Origin of the sequence: Variovorax sp. LjRoot84, from assembly GCF_964254305.1 — a bacterium.
Lineage (GTDB): Bacteria > Pseudomonadota > Gammaproteobacteria > Burkholderiales > Burkholderiaceae_C > Variovorax.
The window spans coordinates 5,951,217-5,973,951 of the sequence record NZ_CAXUTE020000001.1 but is presented as its reverse complement, the minus strand read 5'-3'; the positions used below and the strand labels follow the sequence as shown (position 1 = coordinate 5,973,951).

Sequence of the window (22,735 nt, the reverse complement as noted above, 5' to 3'; positions counted from 1 at the left end):
CCTGCTGGTTGTTATTCGGGCTTGGTGAAGGAAGACTGCAGGAAAACCTGCGTGTCGCGCGGTCCGTCCACTCGTACGGTCAGGCGATAGACCAATGCGTTGGGCGGTGGCGGGCGCTCTGCGCCGCTGATGTCTCCGCCTCGGACGTCGGTGATGGCCGGCGCGTAGATGCAATTGGTCTTGCTTGCGGCGCCGATGGCGTTGCAAAGCCGCTCGATGATGTAGCGCACCGTGACCTTGTCCGCAGCGCGCGTGATGGTGATCGCGGCAACCGGCGTGTAGGCGGTGTCGCTCAAAAGCACTGTTGGAATGCCACGATCGTTCGTGGCCAACTGCACAGCGCTGTAGTTGGAGGCCGGCGCGCTCGCGTTGTCGGCGCCCGATGCCGCCAGCGTCCCGGTCCTGAACAGTGTCAGTGCGTCGGCGGCCGCTTGTTCGCCCTGGTTGACCAGGTCGCGTTTGAACGCCAGGTTGCCGGCGCTGAACAGCGATGTGTTCATCGAGCGCACGACTGCGACGCCGCCGGCCAGCAGCACGACGAGGATGATCAGGCAGAAGAGCAGCACGACGCCGCGCTCTCGCGATCGCATGGAGGAGGTGAGGGAGGTCTTCATGATGCGGGCAGCAACAGCACGTTGCGCAGCGGAACGGTGAATTCGACGACTCGGTAGCGGTAGCGCCGGGCGTCGCCGGTCAGTGCGACCGCCGGCCGGACGTTGCCGGTGCCGGCGCCGGTGAACATTTCCGGGATCTGCGTGGATACGATCTCTTTTTCGAGCAGCGCGCTGCGCAACACCAGTCCTACGCGCACTGCGATCACCTGCCGCATCTTGTCGCGCGATGCCAGCATGCTTGAGATGTCATAGCCAGTCGCGTCCGGTGCGACCCAGCTGTCGAAGATCCCGTCGTTGGTTGTATCAAGACCATAGAGGGCATGCATTTCCATTACGCCGTCGGCAAGAGCCTTCGAGGTATCGGATCCGTCGCTTTGGAGCAGGTCATAGCTGGAGAGCGTGCGATTCGCACCCACGCCGATGAGCTGGAACTGGACGTTGTTGGCACCGGAATTTCCAAGCACTGTGAAGTACGCCGAGCCGCTGGCGGCAAGCGAGGAGAGGGTCGGTGCGGTGCCCGGCATGTAGTAGTTGCCGCCCAGCGGCAGCATCTCGTTGCTTGCACTGTCGACGAAGGTCGAGGCAACCTGTTCGATCAGGCAATCGTCGCTTCCGCTCTGGCTGACCAGCCCGATGTCGTTGGCCTTCAACTGGACCGTGTTGTCCAGGCGCAGGATGTCGGCACTGGCGCCGCTGGAGATGATCGGTCGCGGCACGTCGCCGGCTGCAGCGTTCCCGCCCATCACGATCAGGACGTCCGATCCGCTCTCGGAGCGATCCTTGTCGATCAGCAAGGGCGCGACACGGAGGTTGGCACTGCCAGTCGCCCCGCCAAGCAAGTTCGCAAACGGCGCAGGAAAGGCTGTCGTACGAGGCAGGATGACCGGCGTTCCGCGCTTCGCATTGAGCTTGCATCCGAAGACACCGAGATCCCACGACTGGGCGAAACCCGAGCCGGCGCTGCGCACTGCACGATCGATGAGATAGGCTGCATAGGAACCCGACTGGCTCATGTCGTTGACGGAGGTGGTCGAGCGCTTCGTCGCTTCGCCGAAGGTCACGGCGCTGGTAACCGCCAAGGTGACGACGAGGCCGATGGTCATCGCCACCAGCAGTTCGATTAGGGTCAGGCCGCGCTGGCGCGCGATCGCGGAGAGAGGTGAGTACTTCATCACGGCAGCACCACGCGGGTTGTGAGCGTGCTGCCTTCGGTGGTTTCACGCGATGGGGGTCTCCAGGTGATCGTCACGTTCGCCGCGGTGCCATCCACCTCGACTTCGCCCTCGCCGTTTGGCAAGCCGCCTGCCAGCGGGTCGGCGACGCGCGCCTGCCAGGCAGTCAGGTCCGCAGCCGGGACGGTCACCGATTTTCTGATCCACATCAGAGTCGCAACTTCATTCGCGAGCAGCGCGGCGCGATTGCGGTCTTCGGCATCTGCCGAGAAGCTGATGGCGCGTGCCTGGAGGCCGATCAAGCCGAGGATGCCCAAGGAAAAGAGCAGCACGGCTACCAGCACTTCGAGTAGGGCTACGCCAGCTTGCTGCTGGCCACGGGGAGGGAGAGGGGTGCGTCTCATGATCAGGGGCATCCGTCGGGCTGGGTGTCCGAAAGGGTCTTGTCCGGGTCGCACAGCCGGACCTGTCCGCCGAGCGCGACTGTGACGCGCAGCCGGCGGTCAACGCCGCTGACGGCATTGCTGATGGTGATGTTGTAGACATGCACCGGAGGAGTTGTCGTCGGAAGCGTGCAATCGGCACTGGTGGGGCCTGGCGCGCTGTTGGCAACGAGCCGGCCAATCGCGCTGAAGCAGATGGCCGACGGGCCGGAGATCTGCACATCGGAGCCCACATCGGTGAGTACGCCGCCCTCGATGAAGGCGCGGGCCTCACCCGTCATCGCAGCGACGGTTGTGATTGCCCAGTTGTTCCCGTCGGCGGCGGCGGTGAAAGTGGCACTCGTGGGCTTGGCGTTGGTCAGAGAGAAAACGACCTGTCGGCTGCGCCTTGTCGCCTCGGACTGCGCCAGCCGCAGGCCGTTTTGCAAGGAGTCGCTGACGGTGCGGATCTTGTTGGTGCGGACCCAGCCCAGAATGGAGGGCATCGCGAGCGCTGTCAGGAGACCCAAGATCGCGATCGTCACGATCATCTCGATAAGCGTGAAGCCCGCGATGCGCTTCGGCAGGCTCTTGGACGTCAGCACGCTTGCCCCTTTTTTACGATCCACGAGGTCGTGCAAGGACTGGTCCAGCCAGACCATGCGAGGGGCATGCCCGTGGTGGCGCGTATGTTCTGCTCGGTGACCGTGTAGACCACGCCGTTGGCCGGGCCTGCGCCTGTCGCAGTGAGGGTGAATCCCGTCCCGCTGGGAGCACCGGCGCCGGTGCAGGTCACGACGAAATTCCCGAACGTACGGCGCGCAACGGCCACAGTAGCCGCGCAGGGCGGGACGAAGGTTCCGGCCGCGGCATAGGTGCGGTTGTCCTGGAAGTAGCGCTCCATGTCCGCCCGAATGGTCGCTAGACCGTTCGTTCCGTCGACGACGTAGCCGCGCCGCACATAGTCCTGGTAGCTGGGAATGGCGAACGCAGCCAGGATCGCGATGATGACCACCGTGATCATGATCTCGATGAGCGTGAAGCCCGCCTGGCGGCTACGGGACAAGAAAGCGTTTTGCACTGTGGTGACCTCTGATCGCATGTTTTACGATGGTCACAAATTGTCACCAATCCACTTGTTTTTGAATTGCCGTTTGTCAGCGAATCCTTTCCTTTCGTCGAGAACCATGGGGGAAGTCTGTGCACTTTCCCCTACAGCACAATCGCGCGGATGACGCCTGACGTTGCTCGTGCGGATGCGCCCGCTCCTCGTTTCGCCTTGATCGTCACTCTTGGCACGCTGATCGCGCTGCCCTTTCTCTTCCCTTTCGCCGCCGGCCCCTCGGCCAACGTCTGGCAGCAACTGGCCGCGTGGAGCTGTGCGGCGCTGCTGCTGCTGGCGGGACCCGTCGCGCTACCGGCGCGCGGCGTCGTGATCTGGTTGACGGTGGCCGGCGTGTCGATCCTGCTCGGGCGATCGGGCAACCCGACGCTCGATCTCTCCGCGGTCATCGCCGTGGCGATCGTCGGCCTGGCGGCCAGCGCCGGTGCCGGGTTGGCGCGCGCATCAGGCTCACGGCGGTCGGCGCTGGCCTGGGGTCTCCTAGTCGCCGGCCTTATCAACGCCATCTTTGGCCTGCTCCAGTATTACGGCCTCGCCGAGCCGCTCGCTCCGTGGACGACCTCACCCGATCTCGGCCAGGCCTACGGCAACCTGCGCCAGCGCAACCAGTTCGCGACCTTGATCAGCATGGCGTCGATCGCGGCGCTTTGGCTGCATACGGTAAGCGGCCACCGCGTACGCGCCGCGCTGATGCCGGCCGGGGTTTTGCTGACCCTCGCCGCGGCCGCCTCCACCTCGCGCACTGGACTGCTTCAGCTTCTGCTGATCAGCGGCACCGCCGCTCTTCTTGCCTGGCGCGAACGGCATCGCGCGAATGGGGGAACCGCGGACTACAAGCTGCCGCACCCCTTGCTCCTGCTGGCTCTGGTCCCCGCCTACTTCGCCGCCGCCTGGCTGCTGCCCCTGCTCGCCGACTCCGGGGTCGACACCATGATGCGCCGCCTGCGCGAAGGCGCCCCCGATGCGCACAGTCGACTGGTGCTCTGGCGCAACGTCCTGGACCTGGTCAGCCAGCACCCTTGGACAGGCTGGGGCTGGGGCGAACTGAGCTTTGCGCACTACAGCACGGTCTACAGCGGCCCGCGCTTCGTCGAGATCCTCGACAACGCCCACAATCTGCCGCTCCATCTCGCCGTCGAGCTCGGCATTCCGGCAGCGCTGCTGATTTGCGCCGGATTCGGCTGGCTGGTACTGGCCGCCCGGCCTTGGCGCGAGACCGATCCGGCACGGATCATGGTGTGGGGTCTGCTCGCCGCGATCGTGCTGCACAGCCTGCTCGAGTACCCGCTCTGGTACGGGCCCTTCCAGCTCGTCTTCGGGCTTTGCCTCGGGTTTCTGTGGCCTGGATCACAGAGAGCACGGGTGAAGCGGACCTCAGCACCTTCGCTGGCTGCTGCGGCGGTCCTGATGGCGATCGTCGGCTACGCCGCCTGGGACTACACCCGCGTCAGCCAGATCTATCTCGCGCGCGACGATCGCCTGCCGGCATGGCGCGACAAAACCTTGGCCAAGCTTCAGGACTCCTGGCTGTTCGCCAACCAGGTGAAGTTCGCTGAACTCACGCTCACGCCGGTCAGCGCAGCCAATGCGGCTGAGGTGCACGCGCTGGCGCAGCACCTTCTTCACTTCTCGCCCGAACCGCGCGTCATCACCAAGCTGATCGACAGCGCGATGCTGCTCAGTCTGGACGACGAAGCGCTGGCGCAGGCGGTGCGCTTCAAGAAAGCGTTCCCGCGCGAGTACGCACGCTGGCTCGACAACGAACCGGTGGACGACCCGTCGGAATAGCAAATCAAGAACAACATCACTGAGAGCAACATGGAGATCCTTGTCGTGGTTGGCACCCTGTCTGGCATCGGGGGAATCGAGACCTGCGTGCGGACACTTGCGGAGGAGGCCGAGGCCGGCGGCGACCGCGTGCGCGTCCTTGCGCTCTGCCCGAGCGTGCTGGATGCGCGGTGGCATCAGGGGCTGGACTACACCGAATTAGCCAACGGATCGAGGTCACTCAAATGGCAGATGCTTGGCGGCTTGCCCGCGGTCGTTCGTGCTTGCAAAACCCATTTACCCGACGTCGTGATCGTGATCTACGGCTCCAGCATTCTTCTGGTGAGACTGGGCCTGTTCCTGGCGAGGCTCAAGCGTCCGGTCATGGCATGGCTGCATTTCTCCACGGCGCACAAACAGAGAACAGATTTCCTTCGCTATGCCCATGGCCACATCTGCATCAGTTCGCAGATCGCCGCGGCGACCAAGAAGATCGTCGGCATTGCTGCGGACAGCGTGCACCTTGTCTACAACGGTGCGCGCATCGAGAAGGCATCGCTATGGCTCGCTCGACCGGCGGGCCGCTGCGGCTGTTGCATGTCGGCCGTCTCATGGTCGGAAGGCAGAAGCGCACCGACGATTTGTTGCGCGCACTCGCGGAAGTCGAAGGCGATTGGCGGCTGGACCTGATCGGAACCGGAGAGGGCGAAGACGACCTCATCGGGCTTCACGCCTTGGCCGGGCAGCTTGGCATTGCCGATCGCCTGAACTGGCTGGGTTGGCAGTCCGATCCATGGCGCGCGGTCGCGACGGCGGACCTGCTTGTCCTTTGTTCCGCTTTCGAGGGCTTCCCGATGATCCTGATCGAAGCCATGGCGCGCGGAGTCCCTTGTCTCAGCAGCGATTGTTCCTCGGGTCCCTCGGACATCATCCTGCACGGGCAGAACGGATGGCTCTATCCTGTCGGGGACGGCGGCGCGCTGGCCGGTCGGATTCAGAATCTGGTCCGCGACCGTACGCTGCTCCCTCCGGCCCACGCGGTCCGCGCGTCGGTCAGGATGTTCAGCAGCAACATGGTTTTTGGCAGAATCCGACGGGCGATTGAAGCCACGATCGAACGTTTTGGACGGCGCCGCTACGCCTGATCCTTGCCCGCCACATAGCTCCCCGACTTCCCCCCATGCTTCTCCAGGAGATGCACGCCGTTGATCGTCATCCCTCGATCCACCGCCTTGCACATGTCATAAATCGTGAGCAGCGCCACCTGCACCGCCGTCAACGCCTCCATCTCGACCCCGGTAGGCCCGACAGTCTCGACCGTGGCCGTGCACGCCACCTGCGGCACCCCGCCCTCGGCAATGGCGAAAGCCACCGCCACGCGGGTCAGCGCCAGCGGATGGCACAAGGGAATCAAGTCGCTGGTCTTCTTGGCGGCCTGGATGCCCGCGATGCGCGCGATGCCGAGCACGTCGCCCTTCTTCGCGGTGCCCGATTCGATCAGCGCCAAGGTCGAGGCTTGCATCTCGATGCGGCCGGTCGCCACGGCCACGCGGTGGGTAGCCGGCTTGGCTGCCACGTCGACCATGTGGGCCTGGCCTTGGGCGTCGAAATGGGTGAGTGGACTCATGGATGAACGTTCCGTAGAGTGACGCATCATACGAGGCCGAGCCATTGACGAGGAATGCCGCGTTGACTCTTTTTCTCCACCCGATTCGACCGCCGAAGCCTCGGCTGCGAACCCTGTGCGCTACGCTTTTGATAGCGTCCCAGCTCGCCCTGCCGTCCCTGGCGCAGGCCCAGCTGCTGCCGGGGATGGGCGACGGCGGCGAGATGACCGCCAGCGCCGAGCGCCGGCTCGGCGACCAGATCGCGCGCGAGCTGTACCGCGACCCCGACTACATCGACGACCCGGTGCTGGTCGAGTACGTGCAGGACATCTGGCAGCGCCTGCTGGCGGCGGCGCGTACCCGCGGCGATCTCACACCCGAGCTCGACGAGCGCTTCGCCTGGACGGTGTTGCTGGGACGCGACCGCAGCATCAACGCTTTTGCGCTGCCGGGCGGCTATCTCGGGCTGCACCTGGGGCTGATCTCGGCCACCGGCAGCCGCGACGAGCTCGCCACCGTGCTCGGGCACGAACTCTCGCACGTCACGCAGCGCCACATCTCGCGCATCATGGCCAAGCAGAGCCGGCAGATGCCGCTGCTGCTCGCCGGCATGATCCTTGGCATGATTGCGGCCGGCAAGAGCCGCAATCCGGATGCCGGGCAGGCGGTGATGATGGGCAGCCAGGCCGCCTTCGTGCAGAGCCAGCTCGGTTTCTCGCGCGACATGGAGCGCGAGGCCGACCGCGTCGGCTTCGGCGTGATGACGCAGGCCGGCTTCGCGCCGCAGGGCGCGGCCGCGATGTTCGAAAAGCTGCAATACGCCTCGCGCCTCAACGACAACGGCTCCTATCCCTACCTGCGCAGCCATCCGCTCAACAGCGAGCGGATCTCGGACATGCAGGGGCGCTTCCAGTTCAAGCCGGGCGCGGAGCACACGATGCCCCTGGTCATGGACCACGCGATGATCGCCGCCCGCGCTCGCGTGCTCTCGCGCCCCGGCGTCGACGTGCTGCGGCTGTGGGTCAACGCCGCCGGGGCCGGCGAATTCGCGCGCAGCTTGCCAGCCCAGCAGGCCGGTACGCTCTACGCGGCGGCGCTGTCGGCCAACGAGCTGCGCGATTTCAAGGCCGCACGCGCGCTGGCGCAGCGTCTGGTCGCGCGAACGTCGGAGGATGCGGCGGCTTCGCGCCTGGCGCGCCTGCTGTCGGCCGAGGTCGAGCTCGCCGTGAACGATGCCTCCAAAGCGGCCGCGCTGCTGGACACCAAGGCCAAGGACCGGCCGGAGATGCTGCTCGCCGCGCAAGCGGCCGTCGCCACCCGCAATCCGGCGCCGATGGTCGCGCCGCTGCGCGACTGGGTGGCCCAGCATCCGCGCGATGCGACCGCCTGGCGCACGCTGGCCAATCTCTACGGGGCGCAGAACGACACGCTGCGCGCGGTGCGCGCCGATGCCGAGGCCAATGTCGCCGTGCTCGACTATGCGGGCGCGCGCGACCGGCTCAAGGCCGCGCAGGAACTGATGCGAAAGAGCGCAGAGGGGCAGGGCGGCGCGCCCATCGATCACTACGAGGCGTCGATCATCGACACGCGCGCGCGGGCGGTCGAGGCGCTGGTTAAGGAGCAGGCGGCCGAACCGCCGCTCAAATGATTCGCTTGGAGAACAGGCCGCCCAATGCCGCCTCGATGACGATACCGAGCAGCGAGTAGATCAGGGAGCCGATCAGCGCCGCCACGAAGCCGTTGACATGGAAGCCCCCGAGCAGCCCCGAGGCGGCCCAGAACAGGAGCGCGTTGATCACGAACAGAAAAAGCCCCAGCGTCACGATGGTGACCGGCAGCGTGAGCACCACCAGCACCGGTCGCACGAACATGTTGAGCAGGCCGATCACCGCCGCGGCGATCAGCGCCGAGGTGAAGTTCGGCACCTGCACGCCGCTGTAGACGTAGGTGACTGCGAGGAGCGCGAGCGCGCTCAGCAGCCATTTGAGGAGAAGTCGCATGCGCCGGACGCGGGACGACGAGCCCTATTCCGACAGCTCGTTGGCCAGCACCAGCAGCGCGCCCATGCCCAGCACCGCGCCGGGCAGGGCCCAGCCCGACTGGCCGGGCGAGGGCACGTCCGGCGCCACGGGCTCGAGGTCGACGCCGATCTTCGGCCGCCGCGCATCGACGACCTGGGCCGCGCCGTGCTCCAGCTTCAGCCGCTGGGTCAGCTCGGCCAGCGGCCCCTTGGCCAGCACCGGGGTGACCTCGCCGCCTTCGAGCCGCAATGCCGGCAGCAGCTGCTCCTGCACCTTGGCGAACCATTTGCTGCGCCAGTTCTCGCGCGCGCTGTGGCTCACCCACTTGCTGATGCGGTGCGTCATGCGCGGGGCGCAAGCCACCAGCACCCAATGCCGGGCACCCGTGCCGACCGCTTCCGGCGACAGCTTGGCGAGAAACTCGCGCGCATAGGCCGCATCGTCGACATACAGAATGATCTTTTCCATGGGTGCTCCTTCTTTCTTGCGAGATCAGGCCGTGGCGGTGCTTTCGGGCTTCGGCTTGCGCATGGCAACCCACTTGCCGATGGCCAGCACCAGCAGCGCGCCACCGATACCGGCAATGTAGCGCACCGTGTCGGTCTGCGGGAGCTTCGGCACCCAGGTCCAGGCGGCAGGATTGCTGACGGCCGGGTCGGTCACGGCCATCGTGCCGGCGATCCAGCCCAGCAGCATGCCGCCCAGCGTGATGATGATCGGGAAGCGGTCCATCAACTTGATGACCAGCTGGCTGCCCCACACGATGATCGGGATGCTGACCAGCAGACCGAAGATCACGAGCGGCATCTGGTGGCCCTGGCCCGCACCCTGAGCGGCGCCGGCGATCGCGATCACGTTGTCCACGCTCATCACCAGGTCGGCCACGATCACGGTCTTGACGGCGGCCCACAGCTTGTCGCTGGCGGCGATGTTGCCGTGCGCATCGTCATGGTCGGGCGCGAGCAGCTTGACGCCGATCCACACCAGCAGTAGGGCGCCGACCACCTTCAGGAAGGGGATCGCGAGCAGCGTGAGCGCGAAGAAGATCAGGATCACGCGCAGCACGATGGCGCCGGCCGTGCCCCAGAGAATGCCCTTGGTGCGCAGCGCCGGCGGCAGCTTGCGGCAAGCCAGCGCGATCACGACGGCGTTGTCGCCGCCGAGCAGGATGTCGATCATGATGATTTGACCGACGGCGACCCAGAATTCGGGGGCCAGTAACTGTTCCATAAAGTCCTCTGTTCGTTTTGCTCTATCCCGAGCAGCTCGGATGAAGCGACTGAATGAGGACCGGGTGGCCCCGGGAACTTGCAATCGCTTCGATCAAACCTGCACGGGTTCAAATCGAAGGTCTTGCTCGGCAGCGCGTATGGCTGCCCGTCAGGCCGGAAGTGTTGTGCGCTTCGTATTGACGACCTGGCGATATCCGCCTTCGGAAAAGCGGACGGGAGCTACTCCCCTTCGTGGCCCGGATTAAAGCATCGAGACCCCCGGCGTGGCAACCGGAATTTCCCCGGGCTTCAAAGAAAAAACGTCTGCATGCGCCGTTGTTCGGCCATCCGATGCTATAGATTTTGTAGCGCCGCATAACCTTCGATCGCCTCGGGACTTTGCGGGACTATGATGCCCGCTCGCTTTTTTTCCGACCTCATGGCCGCCATCCACATCACCGACATCGAGGCCGCCATCAACTTCTGGCGCGAGCAGAAGCCCTCGCCCGATGGCATCACCCTCGCGCCCGAGTTGCGCGCGCTGGCCGAGGTCTATGCGCTAATGGTGTTTCACCACGAAGACGAGGTCGACGAGGTCGGCTTCCCCGCAGAAGCCTGGGATGCCTGGCTGGCGTGGTACCTCAGCACGCCCGACACGCCTTGCATCGCCATCTGCTCCACCAGCCAGGGCGACGACGAATGCAAGGGCTGCGGGCGCAGCTTCGACGAGGTGCAGCACTGGCCCGCCATGACCCCGGGCGAGAAACGCTCGACCTGGCGCCGCATCACGATGCAGGACAGCGCCTGGCGCTTCAACAAATACGCCGAGCGGGCGCGCGAGGCCGAGCATGTCTGGCCCGAGGACCCGGTTCCGGCGGACGCGCCGAGCTGAAAGAGGATCCATGCGCCGCCTCGTGCAAGCCCCCAACCTGGCAATCGCCACGCTGTGGGTGCATGCGCTGCGCGAAGACGGGGTCGCGGCCTCGGTGCAGCGCGAATACCTCGGCGCCGCGGCCGGGCAGTTGCCGCCCGATCAGTGCCTGCCCGAGATCTGGATCGAGGACGAAACCCAGTTCGCGCTGGCCGAACGCCTGCTCCACGAGCTGCAGCACCGGCCGCAGCGGCGCTGGCAATGCAGTTGCGGCGAACTCATCGAAGGCGGGTTCGAGCAATGCTGGCACTGTGGCGCCATGATGCCGGCCGCTTGATACCGGATTGCTTTCGTTTGATCGAACGCAAATACGTATGAATCGAGACCCGCCTACTTCAGCCGCACGGGTTCGATGTCGATGTTGTGCGTGCCGTCGCCCAGCATCAGCGCGCCTTCCTGGATCGTGGCCTGCAGCTGCATGGAGCGCTGCGCGAGCGCGGCGAGCGACTGCGAGGCGGCCGTCGGCACGCGGAACACGCTGAGGTTCTGCGGCCGCGTGAGCTTGTTCTCGATGCCGCGCCACCAGATCTCGGCCGCGTGATTGAAGCAGTAGACGATGACTTCGTCGGCCTTGCCGCAGGCCTTGATGATCGGCTTGTCCTCGGGCTGCCCGACCTCGATCCAGAGCTTCACCTCGCCGGTGAAATCGCGCAGCCAGACGTCGGGCTCGTCGGGGTTCGACAGCCCGGCGCCGAAGGCCAGCGTGCCGTCGCCGTTGCACACGTCCTGCAGCTTGTGGGCGTTGAGCGCCAGCGCCACCAGCCGGATCATCATCCGCTCGTCGGTCTCGCTGGGATGGCGCGCGAGCGTCAGTGCGTGGTCGGCGTAGTAGCCGTGGTCGATATCTGCGACGGCAAGGTTCGCTTTGAAGATCGTCGATTTGAGCGCCATCAGATCCGCCGCGCGAGTTCTGCGGCTTTGCCGATGTAGCTGCCCGGCGTCATCGCCAGCAAGCGTTCTTTCTCGGCTTCCGGAATCTCCAGCGAGCGGATCAGGCCGTGCAGCGCCTCGGCCGTCACCGTCTTGCCGCGGGTGACTTCTTTCAGCTGCTCGTAGGCGCCCTGGACGCCGAAGCGCCGCATCACGGTCTGGATCGGTTCGGCCAGCACTTCCCAAGAGGCGTCGAGGTCCTCGGCCAACGCTTCCTCGTTGAGTTCGAGCTTGCCCAGGCCGGTCGCGAGGCTCGCATAGGCCAGCACGGCGTAGCCGAAGGCCACGCCGATGTTGCGCAGCACGGTGCTGTCGGTGAGGTCGCGCTGCCAGCGGCTGATCGGCAGCTTCTCGCTCAGGTGGCGCAACAGCGCGTTCGCGAGGCCGAGGTTGCCCTCGGCATTCTCGAAGTCGATCGGGTTGACCTTGTGCGGCATGGTCGAGGAACCGATCTCGCCCGGCTTGAGGCGCTGCTTGAAGTAGCCCAGGCTCACGTAGCCCCAGATGTCGCGCGACAGGTCGACCAGGATGGTGTTGGTGCGCGCTACCGCATCGAAGAGCTCGGCCATGTAGTCGTGCGGCTCGATCTGGATGCTGTAGGGCTGGAAGCTGAGCCCCAGGCCAAGCGGTGCCGGCGTCTCGACCACCTTGCGGCTGAAGGCTTCCCAGTCGAACTCGGGCCAGGCCGCCATGTGCGCGTTGTAGTTGCCGACGGCGCCGTTCATCTTGGCCAGCAGCTGCACTCCGGCGATCCGTTCGCGCGCCTTGGCCAGGCGCACCGCGACGTTCGCGAACTCCTTGCCGACGGTGGTCGGGCTGGCCGTCTGCCCGTGCGTGCGCGAGAGCATGGGCACGGCGGCGAACTTGGTCGCCATCTCGCGCAGGGTCGCGATCAGGCCGTCGATCGCCGGCAGCACCACCTTCTCGCGGGCCGCCTGGATCTGCAGCGCGTGGCTGGTGTTGTTGATGTCTTCGCTGGTGCAGGCGAAATGCACGAACTCGGAGGCCGCGAGCAGCTCGGGCCGCGCCTCGAACTTCGACTTGATCCAGTACTCGACCGCTTTCACATCGTGGTTGGTGGTCTTCTCGATCTGCTTGATCGCGACCGCGTCGGCCTCGGAGAAATTGGTGACCAGGCCCAGCAGGTACTTGCGTGCGCCGCCCGTGAGCGGCTTGAATTCGGGGAAGCCGCAGTCCGATAGCGCGATGAACCACGCCACCTCGACCTGCACCCGCCGGTGCATATAACCCTGTTCGCTCATCAGCGGGCGCAGCGCCGAGAGCTTGGCCGCGTAGCGGCCATCGAGGGGGGAAAGGGCGGAGACGGTGGAGAAACTCATGGGGTCAATTTTAGGTTGCGCCCCGCCGCAATCAATTTGAGTTCTCCGCCGCCTCCTTGAAAAAGGCGATCCGCTCGGCCGTGGCCGGATGCGAGGAGAAGGCCAGGCCGATGGTGTCGTCGTCGAGGCCGGCGCGCTTCTGCTCGCCGCGCCAGCGCTCGACGGCCTCGAAGAAGCCGACCATCGTGCGCGGCGAAATGCCCACGGCGCGCATCAGGCGCACCGATTCCGCGTCGGCTTCGCGTTCGGCATCGCGCGAGTAGCCCAGCGCGGCCAGGAGCACCGGCGCGCTGCCGATCAGCGTGCCGTAGTCGCCGAAGGCGACCGACACCGCGAAGCCGACCGCCGAGACCTGCACCAGCTGCCGCATCGCATGGCGCAGGCGCACATGGCCGAACTCGTGGCCCAGCACGCCGAGCACGGCCTCGTCGTTGCCGGGCATCAGCTGCACCAGCTCGTCGGTGAGGATGATGGTGCCGCCCGGCAGCGCCAGCGCATTGGGGCCCAGCTTCTTGTCGCGGCCGCGCCGGAACTCGAGTTTCCAGGCCGGGGCGCCCTCCACGTCCTCCGGGTGGGCCGTCTGCACCATCCGCGCGAAGGCGCGGCGGATGCGTTCCTGGTCGGCGGGCGGCAGGGCGCTGGGCTGCAGCAGCGACTCGTCGACCGAGGCCAGCACCTCGGCGCCGATCAGGGTGTCGACACTCAGCGGCACCGCCGCGGTGACGCCGCGCGCCACCCAGGGCAGGCCCCACTGGTACATGGTCGCGGTGGCGGCCAGCAACAGCACGAAGGCGATCGCCACGCCGCGCCAGTTCTGCTGGGCGCGCACCACCCAGCTTTCGGCGCGGCCCTGCTGGGCGGCCCATTCGTCCCAGGCTGCGACGTCGAGCGCCTGCACGCTGGCGCCCTGCGGCAATTGCGCGATGCGCCCGCCGTGCCGCGTGCGCTCGGGCCAGCGCACCTGGGCCAGCGGCACGGTGACCGGCGCGAAGGTTTCGCCCGGCGCCGGCGCGATCGTCAGCAGGTCGCCCTGGACGTTCAGGCGCGCCGCGTATGGCCGGCTGCTGCGGCCGTCGAAGAAGCGCGCGTCCAGGGCTGAGCTCACATCCCGATGTCCAAACCGAACAGATCGGCCGCCATGTCGCCCGTCGCGCCCGGGTCTTCGCGCCCGGCCACCTGGCTGATCTGGTCCAGCCCGATGCGGGTCTGCAGCTCGACCGCCTCGATCTGCGCGCGCCGCGTGTTCACCACGGCGAAAGGCCAGTAGAGGCCGAGGGTCAGGAAGATCAGCAGGTAGTTCTTGCACTGCAGACCCAGGTAGCGCTTGAGCAGCAGGCGACTGTCGAAACGCATCAGCTCGTTGCCGGTGGTCGACCACAGCAGGTTCTGCAGCCGCACCTGCAGATAGGACTTGGGCAGGATGTTGAACAGCAGGATGCCGCCGAAGCCCAGCACCACGGCCAGCACCACGAAGGCCGCGCCCATGCCGCTCTTGCGGCCGGCGAAGGTGAGGCCGCCGAACACGACGATGGCGATCACGAAGGCCGCGAAGCTCAGCCCGATCAGCTTGATGAAGATGCCGTAGAGCACGCCCACGTCGGCCTTGAGCCGCGTCTGCAGTCCGCCGATGGCGTAGTTGCCGTGCTGGTAGCGCTTCACGCGCCAGAGGAAGTAGGGCAGGCCCACCATGAAGGCCGTCATGCCGATGCCGATCACGCCGGCCGCGACCGCCGGCAGCGCCTGGGGCGCCTCGCCGCCGGTGCCGGCCATCGCGCCTGCGAGCGCCACCGGCAGCAGCGCCAGCGCGAGCGGCGGCAGCATGCAGGCATAGGCGCCGGCCGTGTCGCCGGCGAAGTGGAAGCGCAGGCCGCGCCAGCTGGTGTTGGCGAGCCGGAAGCGCATCGCGGCACGGAAGAGGGCCGGCCACAGCACGACGAAGGCCAGGGCGGCCACCAGCGCGGCCCAGCCGGAGAAGTTGCTGCCCACCGAATAGGCGATCAGGAAGCCGGCGGCGATCAGCGTGCCGCGCAGCATCTTGACCGGCTCGCCGTGGAAGTCCAGCGCGTCGCCGCCGACCCAGGTGTTGCTGTAGAAGTACTTGAGCTTGCGGACCTTGGCCCAGGGCAGGTAGATGCCGAGAGTGACGATGATCAGCAGCAGGTTCACGATCCAGATGCGGAAGTACTCGCTGCCGCTGGCCGTGAACTCGATCGGATGGCGTTGCGGGGTGGCGTCGACAGGCGCTTCGATGTCCATGCTTTCCTACCTTCTCCCTCGTTGGTATGTAGCCGGATTCTGCACTGCGCGCGTTCACCTAGAATCAAATCGCTACAACGACGACCCCGGAAGGGAGAGAGCCTGCATGAAACTGATCGGATCCGCTGCCAGTCCCTATGTGCGCAAGGTGCGCGTGGTCATGGCCGAAAAGCGGCTCGACTACCAGTTCGTGATCGAAGACGTCTGGTCTGACGATACGACCATCGCCAGTTCCAACCCGCTGGGCAAGGTTCCCTGCCTGATCATGGACGCCAGCGAGGCCATGTTCGACTCGCGCGTGATCGTCGAGTACCTCGACACCCTCTCGCCGGTCGGCAAGCTGATTCCGCAGCAAAGCCGCGAGCGCGCCGAGGTGAAGACCTGGGAAGCGCTGGCCGACGGCGTGATGGACGCCGGCATCCTCTGGCGCCTCGAGGCGACCTGGGCGCACCGGGCCGACGGTGAGCGCAGCCAGGCCTGGATCGAGCGCCAGCGCGCCAAGGTCGAGGGCGGCATCCGCGCGATGGCCAAGGGCCTGTCCGACAAGCCCTTTTGCAGCGGCATCCACCTGAGCCTGTCGGACATCGCGGTCGGCTGCGCGCTCGGCTGGGTCGGCTATCGCTTCCCCGAGATCGACTGGCGCGGCGAGCACGCCAATCTGGCCCGCTTGTACGACAAGCTGATGCTTCGGCCCAGCTTCGCCGACACCCAGCCTTGACTCTCCAGCCCTGACAAAAGAAAAGGCGCCGCAAGGCGCCTTTTTTCTTCGACCCGGAGGTGGAATATAAAAATGCTGCGAGGCGCCCCGAAACGAAGGAGGGAGGGAGGGAGGAGGAGAAGAATCGCCTCGGGATTTCGACCGAACGGCAAGCGCCCAGAAGACCTCGCAACATGAAAATGGTCGGGCTTTCCGTGCCCGAGACCGGTATGAGCCCAGCCCGCGGGAGCCGGTTCCCGGGGCAGTGGTAAGCATTTGTGACGAATGCCGCAGGCGGCGCGTCAGTTGGGCCCGAGCTGCTTTTCCAGGTCGCGCACGAAGCCGCGATCGTCCGGCGAGGTCATGCTCGAATAGGACTCGACCACCTTGCCGTCGCGACCGATCAGGTACTTGTAGAAGTTCCATTTCGGCGTGGTGCCCGAGACTTGCGCCAGCTCCTTGAACAGCGGATTGGCATCCGCGCCGCGGACCGAGGACTTGGCGAACATCGGAAATTTCACGCCGAAAGTGCTTTCGCAGAACTCGGCAATCTCCTTGTTCGTGCCCGACTCCTGCGAGAAATCGTTGGAGGGGAAGCCCAGCACCACCAGTCCGCGCGAGCGGTACTTGCTGTCCAGCGCCTCCAGGCCCTTGTACTGCGGGGTGAAGCCGCAAAAGCTCGCCGTATTGACCACCAGCACCACCTTGCCCGCATACTGGCACAGCGCCTGGGGTTTTTCGTCTTGCAGCCGCGGGAAGGTGTGCTGCAGGATGGGTGGGCAGCTGGCCGGGGCGCTCGTGGCCTGGGCGCTGGCGCTGGCCGGCAGAAGAAAGGCAGCAGCCGCGAGCGCCGAAAGAAAGAGCGCTGGCCGTCGGATCGAGATTCGCATGGCGGGTTTCTGGTGTGAAAAAAAGGGGGCATCCGCGTCGCGGCGGGGGTACGCAGCCGCCATCATCGCGCGCTTGTCACGAGCGCGCCAAAGCAGCCGACTAAAATCCGCCGGCTTAAGAAAGACATTGATGCTTTATCCGGAACTCTTCAGACAGCTCGAATCCGTCCGCTGGGACATGGACAAGGATATTCCGTGGCAGTCTTTCGATGCAAGCCGCCTGTCCGAAGAACAGGCCCAGACCATCAAGATGAACGCGATCACGGAATGGGCGGCGCTGCCGGCCACCGAGATGTTCCTGCGCGACAACCGGCATGACAGCGACTTCTCGGCTTTCATGTCGATCTGGTTCTTCGAGGAACAGAAGCACTCGCTGGTGCTGATGGAGTACCTGAAGCGCTTCAGCCCCCAGCATGCGCCCACCGAGCAGGAGCTGCACGACGTGCGCTTCGACTTCGACCCCGCGCCGCCGCTCGAAACGCTGATGCTGCACTTCTGCGGCGAGATCCGCCTGAACCACTGGTACCGCCGCGCGGCCGAGTGGCACACCGAGCCGGTCATCAAGCACATCTACACCACGCTGAGCCAGGACGAGGCCCGCCATGGCGGCGCCTACCTGCGCTACATGAAGCGCGCGATGGAAAAGTTCGGCGACGAGGCGCGCGCGGCCTTCACCAAGGTCGGCGTGCTGATGGCCAGCGCCAGGCGCACCGCCCAGGCGCTGCATCCGACCAACCTGCACGTCAACAAGGCGCTGTTCCCGCGCGACACCATCCAGAGCCGCGTGCCCGATCCGGACTGGCTCGAGCACTGGCTGGACAAGCAGATCAAGTTCGACGCCGTCTGGGAGAACAAGGTCGGCGAGCGCATCCTGCACAACCTGAGCCTCTTGATGAACCGCAGCTTCAAGACCGTGCAGGAGTTGAACCGCTACCGCAAGGAACTGGCGGCCTCGCTGGGGCCACAGCCCGCGTACCAAGGCGCCTGAGCGTTTGTGCAGAGCCCGTCACAAGACGGGCAGTTCGTCCGTCTTGCTTGCATATGGACGCTTCCACCCAAACTTTCGACCGCCATCGCCGGCGCCTGCTGGGCATCGCCTACCGCATGCTCGGTTCTTCCGCCGATGCCGAAGACGTGGTGCAGGACGCCTGGCTGCGCTGGAACGATGCCACCGTCGATGCGCTGAACAACCCCGAGGCCTGGCTGGTCACGGTGGTCACGCGCCTGTCGATCGACCGGCTGCGCGCCGCCAAGCAGCAGCGCGACCATTACGTCGGCACCTGGCTGCCCGAGCCGCTCCTGACCGATACGCCGGCCTCGCCCGAGCAGATGCTGGAGCGCGCCGACGACGTGTCGATGGCTTTCCTGGCCGTGCTCGAGCGGCTGGCGCCCGAGGCGCGCGCCGCCTACCTGCTGCGCGAGGTGTTCGATGCCGACTACGAGGACGTGGCCCGCACCCTCGGCAAGAGCGAGGCGGCCTGCCGCCAGCTGGTGCATCGCGCCAAGACCCAGATCCAGGACCAGCGCCCGCGCTTCGCGGTGGAGCGCGAGGCCCACCAGCGCCTGCTGGAGGGGTTTGCGGAGGCGGCGGCCAGCGGCGACATGGGGCGGCTGAAGGTGCTTCTGGCCGAAGACGTCGAGCTGATCGGAGACAGCGGCGGCAAGGTGCCCGCCTTTCGCCAGATGCTGCGCGGCGCCCAGCGCATTGCGCAGTACTACTACGCGGTCGTGCGGCTGCTCGGCATCGGCCTGCGCGTGCAGGTGGTGGAAGTCAATGGCGAACCGGGCCTGCTGCGCTTCTTTAACGGCGCGCTGGAGTCGGTGCAGACCATCGAGACCGACGGCGAGCGCATCCTGCGCATCCGCACGCAGCGCAATCCCGAGAAGCTGCAACGCATTGCCGCGCAGTTCTCGTCGCGGGCCATCACGCGCGAGGAACTGATGGCGCTGAGGACGCCCGCGCCCTGAAAGGTCAGCGGCGCTCGACGATCATCGGCGCGAGCTGCAGCCCGTTGCGCACCTGCTCGGCCGTGTCGCGCGCCAGCTCGCGCGAAGCGTAGGGCCCGAGCTGCAGCCGGTAGGTGCCGCGCTCCGCGAACACGTTGAGCGCCGGCGCGAGCGTTGGCAGGCTGCGTGCCACCTGCTGCTGGAAGCGATCGACGCCGTCGCGCTGGCTGAAGGCGCCCAGTTGCACCCAGAAGCCCGAGCTCGGCGATGAGGCCGATGCAAGCGCGGCCTCGGGCGCTGCTGCCGGCAACGGCGCGGCTTCGGCCGTGAGCGGCGGCAGCGCGGCGAGCTCACGCACCTCCGCGCGCGGCGTGGCGAGCACGGGGCTGGTGAGGGCCGCAGGCACGGCCACGCTGTCGGGCGCAAGCGGGCGTGGCGCCACGGGCGCGGCCGACGCCAGCGCTGAAGTGCCCGTGTCGCCACGCCGCCATGTACCCGCGCGGATGTCCTCGTTCGTGATGCGCTCGATCTCCACCGGCGCCACGCCGCGCAGCAGGTCGAGCTTGAGGGCCGCGGTGTAGCTCAGGTCGATGATCCGGTCGTCGTGGAAAGGGCCACGGTCGTTCACCCGCACGACGGCTTCGCGTCCGTTGGCCGGGTTGCGCACGCGCACGTAGCTCGGCAGCGGCAGCGTCTTGTGCGCCGCCGTCATCGCGTACATGTCGTAGGGCTCGCCGCTGGCGGTGGACTGATTGTGGAATTTGCGGCCGTACCAGGAGGCGAGGCCGGTTTCGCGCCACGGCCGGTCGTCGGTGATCGGCACATAGGACCGGCCCAGCACCACATAGGGCTTGCTGGTGCCCCCGCTGCTGCGGATTGACTCGACGCGCGGTTCGGCGTCGGGCACCTGGCCGAGGCCCGCGGGCGGATTGGCATCGGGACCGTCGCGTCCGATGCCGGGGCCGCCACGCGGCCCACTGGCGCAACCGGCCAACAGCAGCAGCACCGCGCCGGCGACCAGCGCGAGGCTGCGTGCACTGGCCGGCCTAGCCAAACACCACCTTCCACAAGGCCAGCATGGCCTCGCGCTCGGCCACCAGCGAACTCATCGGCACCTGCGTCGGCTCTTCGTTGAGCCGCGCCCGGTGCTGCACGCGCCGCAGCTCGCGATAGGCGGCGGCCGCGTTCGCACCGATCCCTTCGGGCAGCAGGCCGGCTTTCTCGGCGCGCAGCAGCAGCGCGATGTTGCCCACGTTGGGAATCAGCTCGGGATGCGCCTTCGCTTCCGACAGCACGAGGAACTGCACCGTGAACTCGGCATCGACCATGCCGCCCGCGCTGTGCTTGACGTCGAAACGGTCGGCCTTGACGGGACGCGCGGCGCGCACCTTGTCGCGCATCGCGACGATCTGCGCCTTGAGCGCGTCGCGGTCGCGCGGCGCGGTGATCACCGCCTCGCGGATGCGGTCGAAGCGTTTGCCCAGCGATGGATCCCCCAGCACGAATCGCGCGCGCGTCATGGCCTGGTGCTCCCAGGTCCAGGCGGTGTTGCTGCCGCGGCCGAGCTGGTACTTCTCGTAGGCCTCGAAGCTGGTCGTGAGCAGGCCCGAGTTGCCGTTGGGACGCAGCGCGGTGTCGATCTCGAACAGGTCGCCCTCGCGCGTCTTGACCGTGAGCCAGTTGATCAGCTTGCGCACAAAGGACGCATAGACCTCGCTGGCGCGCTCGTCGTCGTCGTCGTAGACGAACACGATGTCCAGGTCGCTGCCGTAGCCGAGCTCCTTGCCGCCGAGTTTTCCGTAGCCGATGATCGCGAACTGCGGCGCCTCGCGGTGCGGGTTGCGCACATGGGGCCAGCACCAGCGTGCCGTCACACGCAGTACCGCATCGGCCAGGGCGCTGAGATCGTCGGCCACCTGCTCGACCGTGATGCGGCCGTCGACGTCGCGCGCCAGCGTGCGGAACACCTCAGCGTGGTGCGCATGGCGCAGCAGGTTCAAGAGGCGCTCCTCGTCGGCCTCGCCGGTCTGGCGCAGCGAGAGATGGCGGGCTTCCAGCTCGCGCTCGAACTCGGTGGCCGAGAAGCGCCCGGCCAGCATCTCGTTGCTGGCCAGTTCGTCGATCACCCCGGGATGCTGCATCAGGTAGCGTGCCGGCCACTTGGCCGAGCCCAGCAGGCGCAGCAGGCGCTCCTGCACCGCCGGCCGCTCGACCAGCAACGCGATGTAGTTGTCGCGCCGGAGCAAGGGTTCGATCCAGTCGGCCCAGCGCAGCGCGGCCTCGACATGGTGGCCGATCTGCCCCGGGGCTTCGCTGTCGGGTTCGCGCAGCCACTGGCCGGTGCGCTGCACGAGCTGGCGCAGGCGCGCGCGGGTTTCGTCGCGCAAGGCGGTCACCCGCGGGGTTTCGCACCAGTCCCGGATGCGTTCGGCAAAGGCCGGCGGCAGCTCGTCGATCAGCTCGCTCAGGTCGACCGGTGCAGGGTTGGCGCTGCCGCCGTTGCAGCGCGAGCAAGGCTTCTTGCCGCCCAGCAGCTTGTCGAATTCCTGGGCAACGAATTCGCGGTGCGCATCGAGCTGCGACAGGAAGAGGCAGCAGTCGGCATAGCCGAGCGTGTGCGCGATCCAGCGCAGGTCTTCGTCGTGGACCGGCAGCACGTGGGTCTGCTGGTCGTCCAGGTACTGGATGCGATGCTCCACCCGGCGCAGGAATTCGTAGGCCGCGGCCAGCGCATCGGCCGTTTCCTGCGGCATCAGGTTGGCGCGCGCCAGGCGCTGCAGCGCATCGAGCGTGGGCCGGGTGCGCAGCTCGGGGAACTTGCCGCCGCGCACCACCTGCAGCAGCTGCACCGTGAACTCGATCTCGCGGATGCCGCCGCGCGAGAGCTTGACGTCGTTGGCGCGCTCGGGCCGTCCGGCGCTGCGGCGCGCGGCCTGCTCGCGGATCTGCCGGTGCAGCGTGCGCAGCGAGTCGAACACGTTGTAGTCCAGATAGCGCCGGAACACGAAGGGCAGCACCACGCCGCGCAGCGCCCGGGCCGAGCAGTCGTCGACCACAGACTGCGGCGCCACCACGCGGCTCTTGAGCCAGGCGAAGCGCTCCCACTCGCGGCCCTGCACCTGGAAATACTCTTCGAGCGCATCGAGCGACACCGCGCTGGGCCCCGAATTGCCGTTGGGGCGCAGCGCCAGGTCGACGCGGAACACGAAGCCGTGCGCGGTGGTGTCGCCCACCAGCGCATAGATGCGCTTCACGGCGCGCGCGAAGTACTCCTGGTTCGCGAGGCGCGAGCGCCCGTCGGCATCGCCCGCGGTCTCGCCGTCCTGGTCGTAGAGATAGATCAGGTCGATGTCGCTCGACACGTTGAGCTCGCGCGCGCCGAGCTTGCCCATGCCCACCACCCAGAGCTGGGCGCGCTGGCCCTCGGGGCCGAGGGGCGCGCCGTGCTGGGCGTCGAGTTCGGCGCAGGCTTCGCGGCAGGCGACATCGAGCGCGAACTCGGCCAGCTGGGTCACGGCGGTGGTGACCACGGCCAGCGGCGCATGATGGTCGCAGTCCAGCGTGATGAGCCGCTCCATCACCAGCTGGCGCACGGTGCGCAGCGCATCGGCCACGTTGTCGCCGCGCTCGCGCAGCGCCCGGAAGGCCTGCGCCATGTGCTCGCGCAGCGGCTCGCCGGGCGGCAGCAGCGCGAGTTCTGCGGCGTAGCGGCGGCGCAGGCGCTGCACGAAGCGCGAGTAGTCGGACAAGGAGGGTGCCGCGATGACTTCGACTTCGGTGGAACCCGGGTGGGAGCTGGCGGTCATA

General features: G+C 66.8%; 25 protein-coding genes. 9 read left to right on the top strand and 16 right to left on the bottom strand.

The features are described 5' to 3' along the window. Positions 1–11: 11 nt before the first annotated feature. Genes ACSQ9I_RS29445 through ACSQ9I_RS29425 form a run of 5 tightly spaced genes read right to left on the bottom strand, consistent with a single transcriptional unit; the run spans position 12 to position 3,274 of the window. Positions 12–614: a pilus assembly PilX family protein gene (locus ACSQ9I_RS29445; protein ID WP_436315510.1), complete on the bottom strand. Its 603-nt coding sequence runs from the start codon at positions 612–614 to the stop codon at positions 12–14. Further along, positions 611–1,786: a PilW family protein gene (locus tag ACSQ9I_RS29440; protein WP_436315509.1), complete on the bottom strand. Its 1,176-nt coding sequence runs from the start codon at positions 1,784–1,786 to the stop codon at positions 611–613. Before ACSQ9I_RS29440 ends, ACSQ9I_RS29445 begins: the two co-directional genes overlap by 4 nt. Further along, on the bottom strand, positions 1,786–2,190 hold the full coding sequence (gene pilV, locus ACSQ9I_RS29435; protein ID WP_436315508.1) for a type IV pilus modification protein PilV: 405 nt from the start codon (positions 2,188–2,190) through the stop codon (positions 1,786–1,788). Before pilV ends, ACSQ9I_RS29440 begins: the two co-directional genes overlap by 1 nt. 2 nt (positions 2,191–2,192) lie before the next feature. After that, the gene (locus tag ACSQ9I_RS29430) at positions 2,193–2,849 is read right to left on the bottom strand and encodes a pilus assembly FimT family protein (RefSeq protein WP_436315507.1); all 657 of its coding nucleotides are present in this window, start codon (positions 2,847–2,849) and stop codon (positions 2,193–2,195) included. Further along, entirely contained in the window at positions 2,807–3,274 is a 468-nt protein-coding gene (locus ACSQ9I_RS29425) for a type IV pilin protein (RefSeq protein ID WP_436315506.1), read from the bottom strand. The genes ACSQ9I_RS29430 and ACSQ9I_RS29425 overlap by 43 nt, the downstream gene beginning before the upstream one ends. Before the next feature lie 81 nt (positions 3,275–3,355). Here ACSQ9I_RS29425 and ACSQ9I_RS29420 point away from each other — a divergent pair, with 81 nt between their 5' ends. Genes ACSQ9I_RS29420 through ACSQ9I_RS29410 form a run of 3 tightly spaced genes read left to right on the top strand, consistent with a single transcriptional unit; the run spans position 3,356 to position 6,243 of the window. Continuing rightward, positions 3,356–5,119, top strand: coding sequence for a PglL family O-oligosaccharyltransferase (locus tag ACSQ9I_RS29420; RefSeq protein WP_436315505.1), 1,764 nt, complete (start codon positions 3,356–3,358; stop codon positions 5,117–5,119). 30 nt (positions 5,120–5,149) lie between these two features. Further along, positions 5,150–5,788: a glycosyltransferase gene (locus ACSQ9I_RS29415; RefSeq protein ID WP_436315504.1), complete on the top strand. Its 639-nt coding sequence runs from the start codon at positions 5,150–5,152 to the stop codon at positions 5,786–5,788. After that, complete coding sequence (locus ACSQ9I_RS29410; protein WP_436315503.1) at positions 5,740–6,243, top strand: glycosyltransferase; 504 nt, start codon at positions 5,740–5,742, stop codon at positions 6,241–6,243. Before ACSQ9I_RS29415 ends, ACSQ9I_RS29410 begins: the two co-directional genes overlap by 49 nt. Here ACSQ9I_RS29410 and moaC read toward each other — a convergent pair. Next, positions 6,234–6,725: a cyclic pyranopterin monophosphate synthase MoaC gene (gene moaC / locus ACSQ9I_RS29405; RefSeq protein ID WP_436315502.1), complete on the bottom strand. Its 492-nt coding sequence runs from the start codon at positions 6,723–6,725 to the stop codon at positions 6,234–6,236. The two genes, ACSQ9I_RS29410 and moaC, sit on opposite strands and share 10 nt — an antisense overlap. 185 nt (positions 6,726–6,910) lie before the next feature. Between moaC and ACSQ9I_RS29400 the strand changes: the two genes are divergently transcribed. Continuing rightward, a complete protein-coding gene (locus ACSQ9I_RS29400) occupies positions 6,911–8,353 on the top strand; it encodes a M48 family metalloprotease (RefSeq protein WP_436315853.1) in 1,443 nt (480 codons plus the stop codon). Here the strand turns inward: ACSQ9I_RS29400 and ACSQ9I_RS29395 are convergent. From ACSQ9I_RS29395 to ACSQ9I_RS29385, 3 genes are read right to left on the bottom strand one after another with little or no spacing between them, the layout of a single operon-like run. Then, on the bottom strand, positions 8,346–8,705 hold the full coding sequence (locus ACSQ9I_RS29395; RefSeq protein ID WP_093108574.1) for a phage holin family protein: 360 nt from the start codon (positions 8,703–8,705) through the stop codon (positions 8,346–8,348). The two genes, ACSQ9I_RS29400 and ACSQ9I_RS29395, sit on opposite strands and share 8 nt — an antisense overlap. A gap of 24 nt (positions 8,706–8,729) precedes the next feature. Then, entirely contained in the window at positions 8,730–9,194 is a 465-nt protein-coding gene (locus ACSQ9I_RS29390; protein WP_093108575.1) for a hypothetical protein, read from the bottom strand. A gap of 24 nt (positions 9,195–9,218) precedes the next feature. Next, a complete protein-coding gene (locus tag ACSQ9I_RS29385; RefSeq protein WP_436315501.1) occupies positions 9,219–9,956 on the bottom strand; it encodes a TerC family protein in 738 nt (245 codons plus the stop codon). A gap of 420 nt (positions 9,957–10,376) precedes the next feature. Here ACSQ9I_RS29385 and ACSQ9I_RS29380 point away from each other — a divergent pair, with 420 nt between their 5' ends. Together ACSQ9I_RS29380 and ACSQ9I_RS29375 are read left to right on the top strand one after the other, a co-directional pair. After that, complete coding sequence (locus ACSQ9I_RS29380; RefSeq protein WP_436315500.1) at positions 10,377–10,829, top strand: DUF3717 domain-containing protein; 453 nt, start codon at positions 10,377–10,379, stop codon at positions 10,827–10,829. A 10-nt stretch (positions 10,830–10,839) separates the two neighbouring features. Then, complete coding sequence (locus ACSQ9I_RS29375) at positions 10,840–11,145, top strand: DUF2007 domain-containing protein (protein WP_436315499.1); 306 nt, start codon at positions 10,840–10,842, stop codon at positions 11,143–11,145. A gap of 53 nt (positions 11,146–11,198) precedes the next feature. Here ACSQ9I_RS29375 and ACSQ9I_RS29370 read toward each other — a convergent pair whose 3' ends face one another. The 4 genes from ACSQ9I_RS29370 to ACSQ9I_RS29355 are packed head-to-tail and all read right to left on the bottom strand — an operon-like array spanning position 11,199 to position 15,394. Then, positions 11,199–11,759: a YaeQ family protein gene (locus ACSQ9I_RS29370; protein WP_436292018.1), complete on the bottom strand. Its 561-nt coding sequence runs from the start codon at positions 11,757–11,759 to the stop codon at positions 11,199–11,201. Then, on the bottom strand, positions 11,759–13,138 hold the full coding sequence (purB, locus tag ACSQ9I_RS29365; protein ID WP_436315498.1) for an adenylosuccinate lyase: 1,380 nt from the start codon (positions 13,136–13,138) through the stop codon (positions 11,759–11,761). The genes ACSQ9I_RS29370 and purB overlap by 1 nt, the downstream gene beginning before the upstream one ends. A 31-nt stretch (positions 13,139–13,169) precedes the next feature. Continuing rightward, on the bottom strand, positions 13,170–14,243 hold the full coding sequence (locus tag ACSQ9I_RS29360; RefSeq protein WP_436315497.1) for a M48 family metallopeptidase: 1,074 nt from the start codon (positions 14,241–14,243) through the stop codon (positions 13,170–13,172). Continuing rightward, on the bottom strand, positions 14,240–15,394 hold the full coding sequence (locus ACSQ9I_RS29355; protein WP_436315496.1) for a YjgN family protein: 1,155 nt from the start codon (positions 15,392–15,394) through the stop codon (positions 14,240–14,242). The genes ACSQ9I_RS29360 and ACSQ9I_RS29355 overlap by 4 nt, the downstream gene beginning before the upstream one ends. Before the next feature lie 106 nt (positions 15,395–15,500). On the opposite strand from ACSQ9I_RS29355, the gene ACSQ9I_RS29350 reads away from it, so the two are divergent. Then, positions 15,501–16,112, top strand: coding sequence for a glutathione S-transferase N-terminal domain-containing protein (locus tag ACSQ9I_RS29350; protein WP_436315495.1), 612 nt, complete (start codon positions 15,501–15,503; stop codon positions 16,110–16,112). A 281-nt stretch (positions 16,113–16,393) separates the two neighbouring features. Here the strand turns inward: ACSQ9I_RS29350 and ACSQ9I_RS29345 are convergent, their stop codons facing one another. Next, positions 16,394–16,981: a glutathione peroxidase gene (locus ACSQ9I_RS29345; protein ID WP_436315494.1), complete on the bottom strand. Its 588-nt coding sequence runs from the start codon at positions 16,979–16,981 to the stop codon at positions 16,394–16,396. A gap of 130 nt (positions 16,982–17,111) precedes the next feature. Here ACSQ9I_RS29345 and ACSQ9I_RS29340 point away from each other — a divergent pair, with 130 nt between their 5' ends. Together ACSQ9I_RS29340 and ACSQ9I_RS29335 are read left to right on the top strand one after the other, a co-directional pair. Continuing rightward, positions 17,112–17,969, top strand: coding sequence for a ferritin (locus tag ACSQ9I_RS29340; RefSeq protein ID WP_093108585.1), 858 nt, complete (start codon positions 17,112–17,114; stop codon positions 17,967–17,969). A gap of 53 nt (positions 17,970–18,022) precedes the next feature. Further along, on the top strand, positions 18,023–18,949 hold the full coding sequence (locus tag ACSQ9I_RS29335; RefSeq protein ID WP_436315493.1) for an RNA polymerase sigma-70 factor: 927 nt from the start codon (positions 18,023–18,025) through the stop codon (positions 18,947–18,949). Positions 18,950–18,953: 4 nt separating this feature from the next. Here ACSQ9I_RS29335 and ACSQ9I_RS29330 read toward each other — a convergent pair whose 3' ends face one another. Beyond that, the gene (locus tag ACSQ9I_RS29330; protein WP_436315492.1) at positions 18,954–19,982 is read right to left on the bottom strand and encodes a septal ring lytic transglycosylase RlpA family protein; all 1,029 of its coding nucleotides are present in this window, start codon (positions 19,980–19,982) and stop codon (positions 18,954–18,956) included. Continuing rightward, complete coding sequence (gene glnE, locus ACSQ9I_RS29325; RefSeq protein WP_436315491.1) at positions 19,975–22,734, bottom strand: bifunctional [glutamate--ammonia ligase]-adenylyl-L-tyrosine phosphorylase/[glutamate--ammonia-ligase] adenylyltransferase; 2,760 nt, start codon at positions 22,732–22,734, stop codon at positions 19,975–19,977. The genes ACSQ9I_RS29330 and glnE overlap by 8 nt, the downstream gene beginning before the upstream one ends. Between the last annotated feature and the right edge of the window lies 1 nt (position 22,735).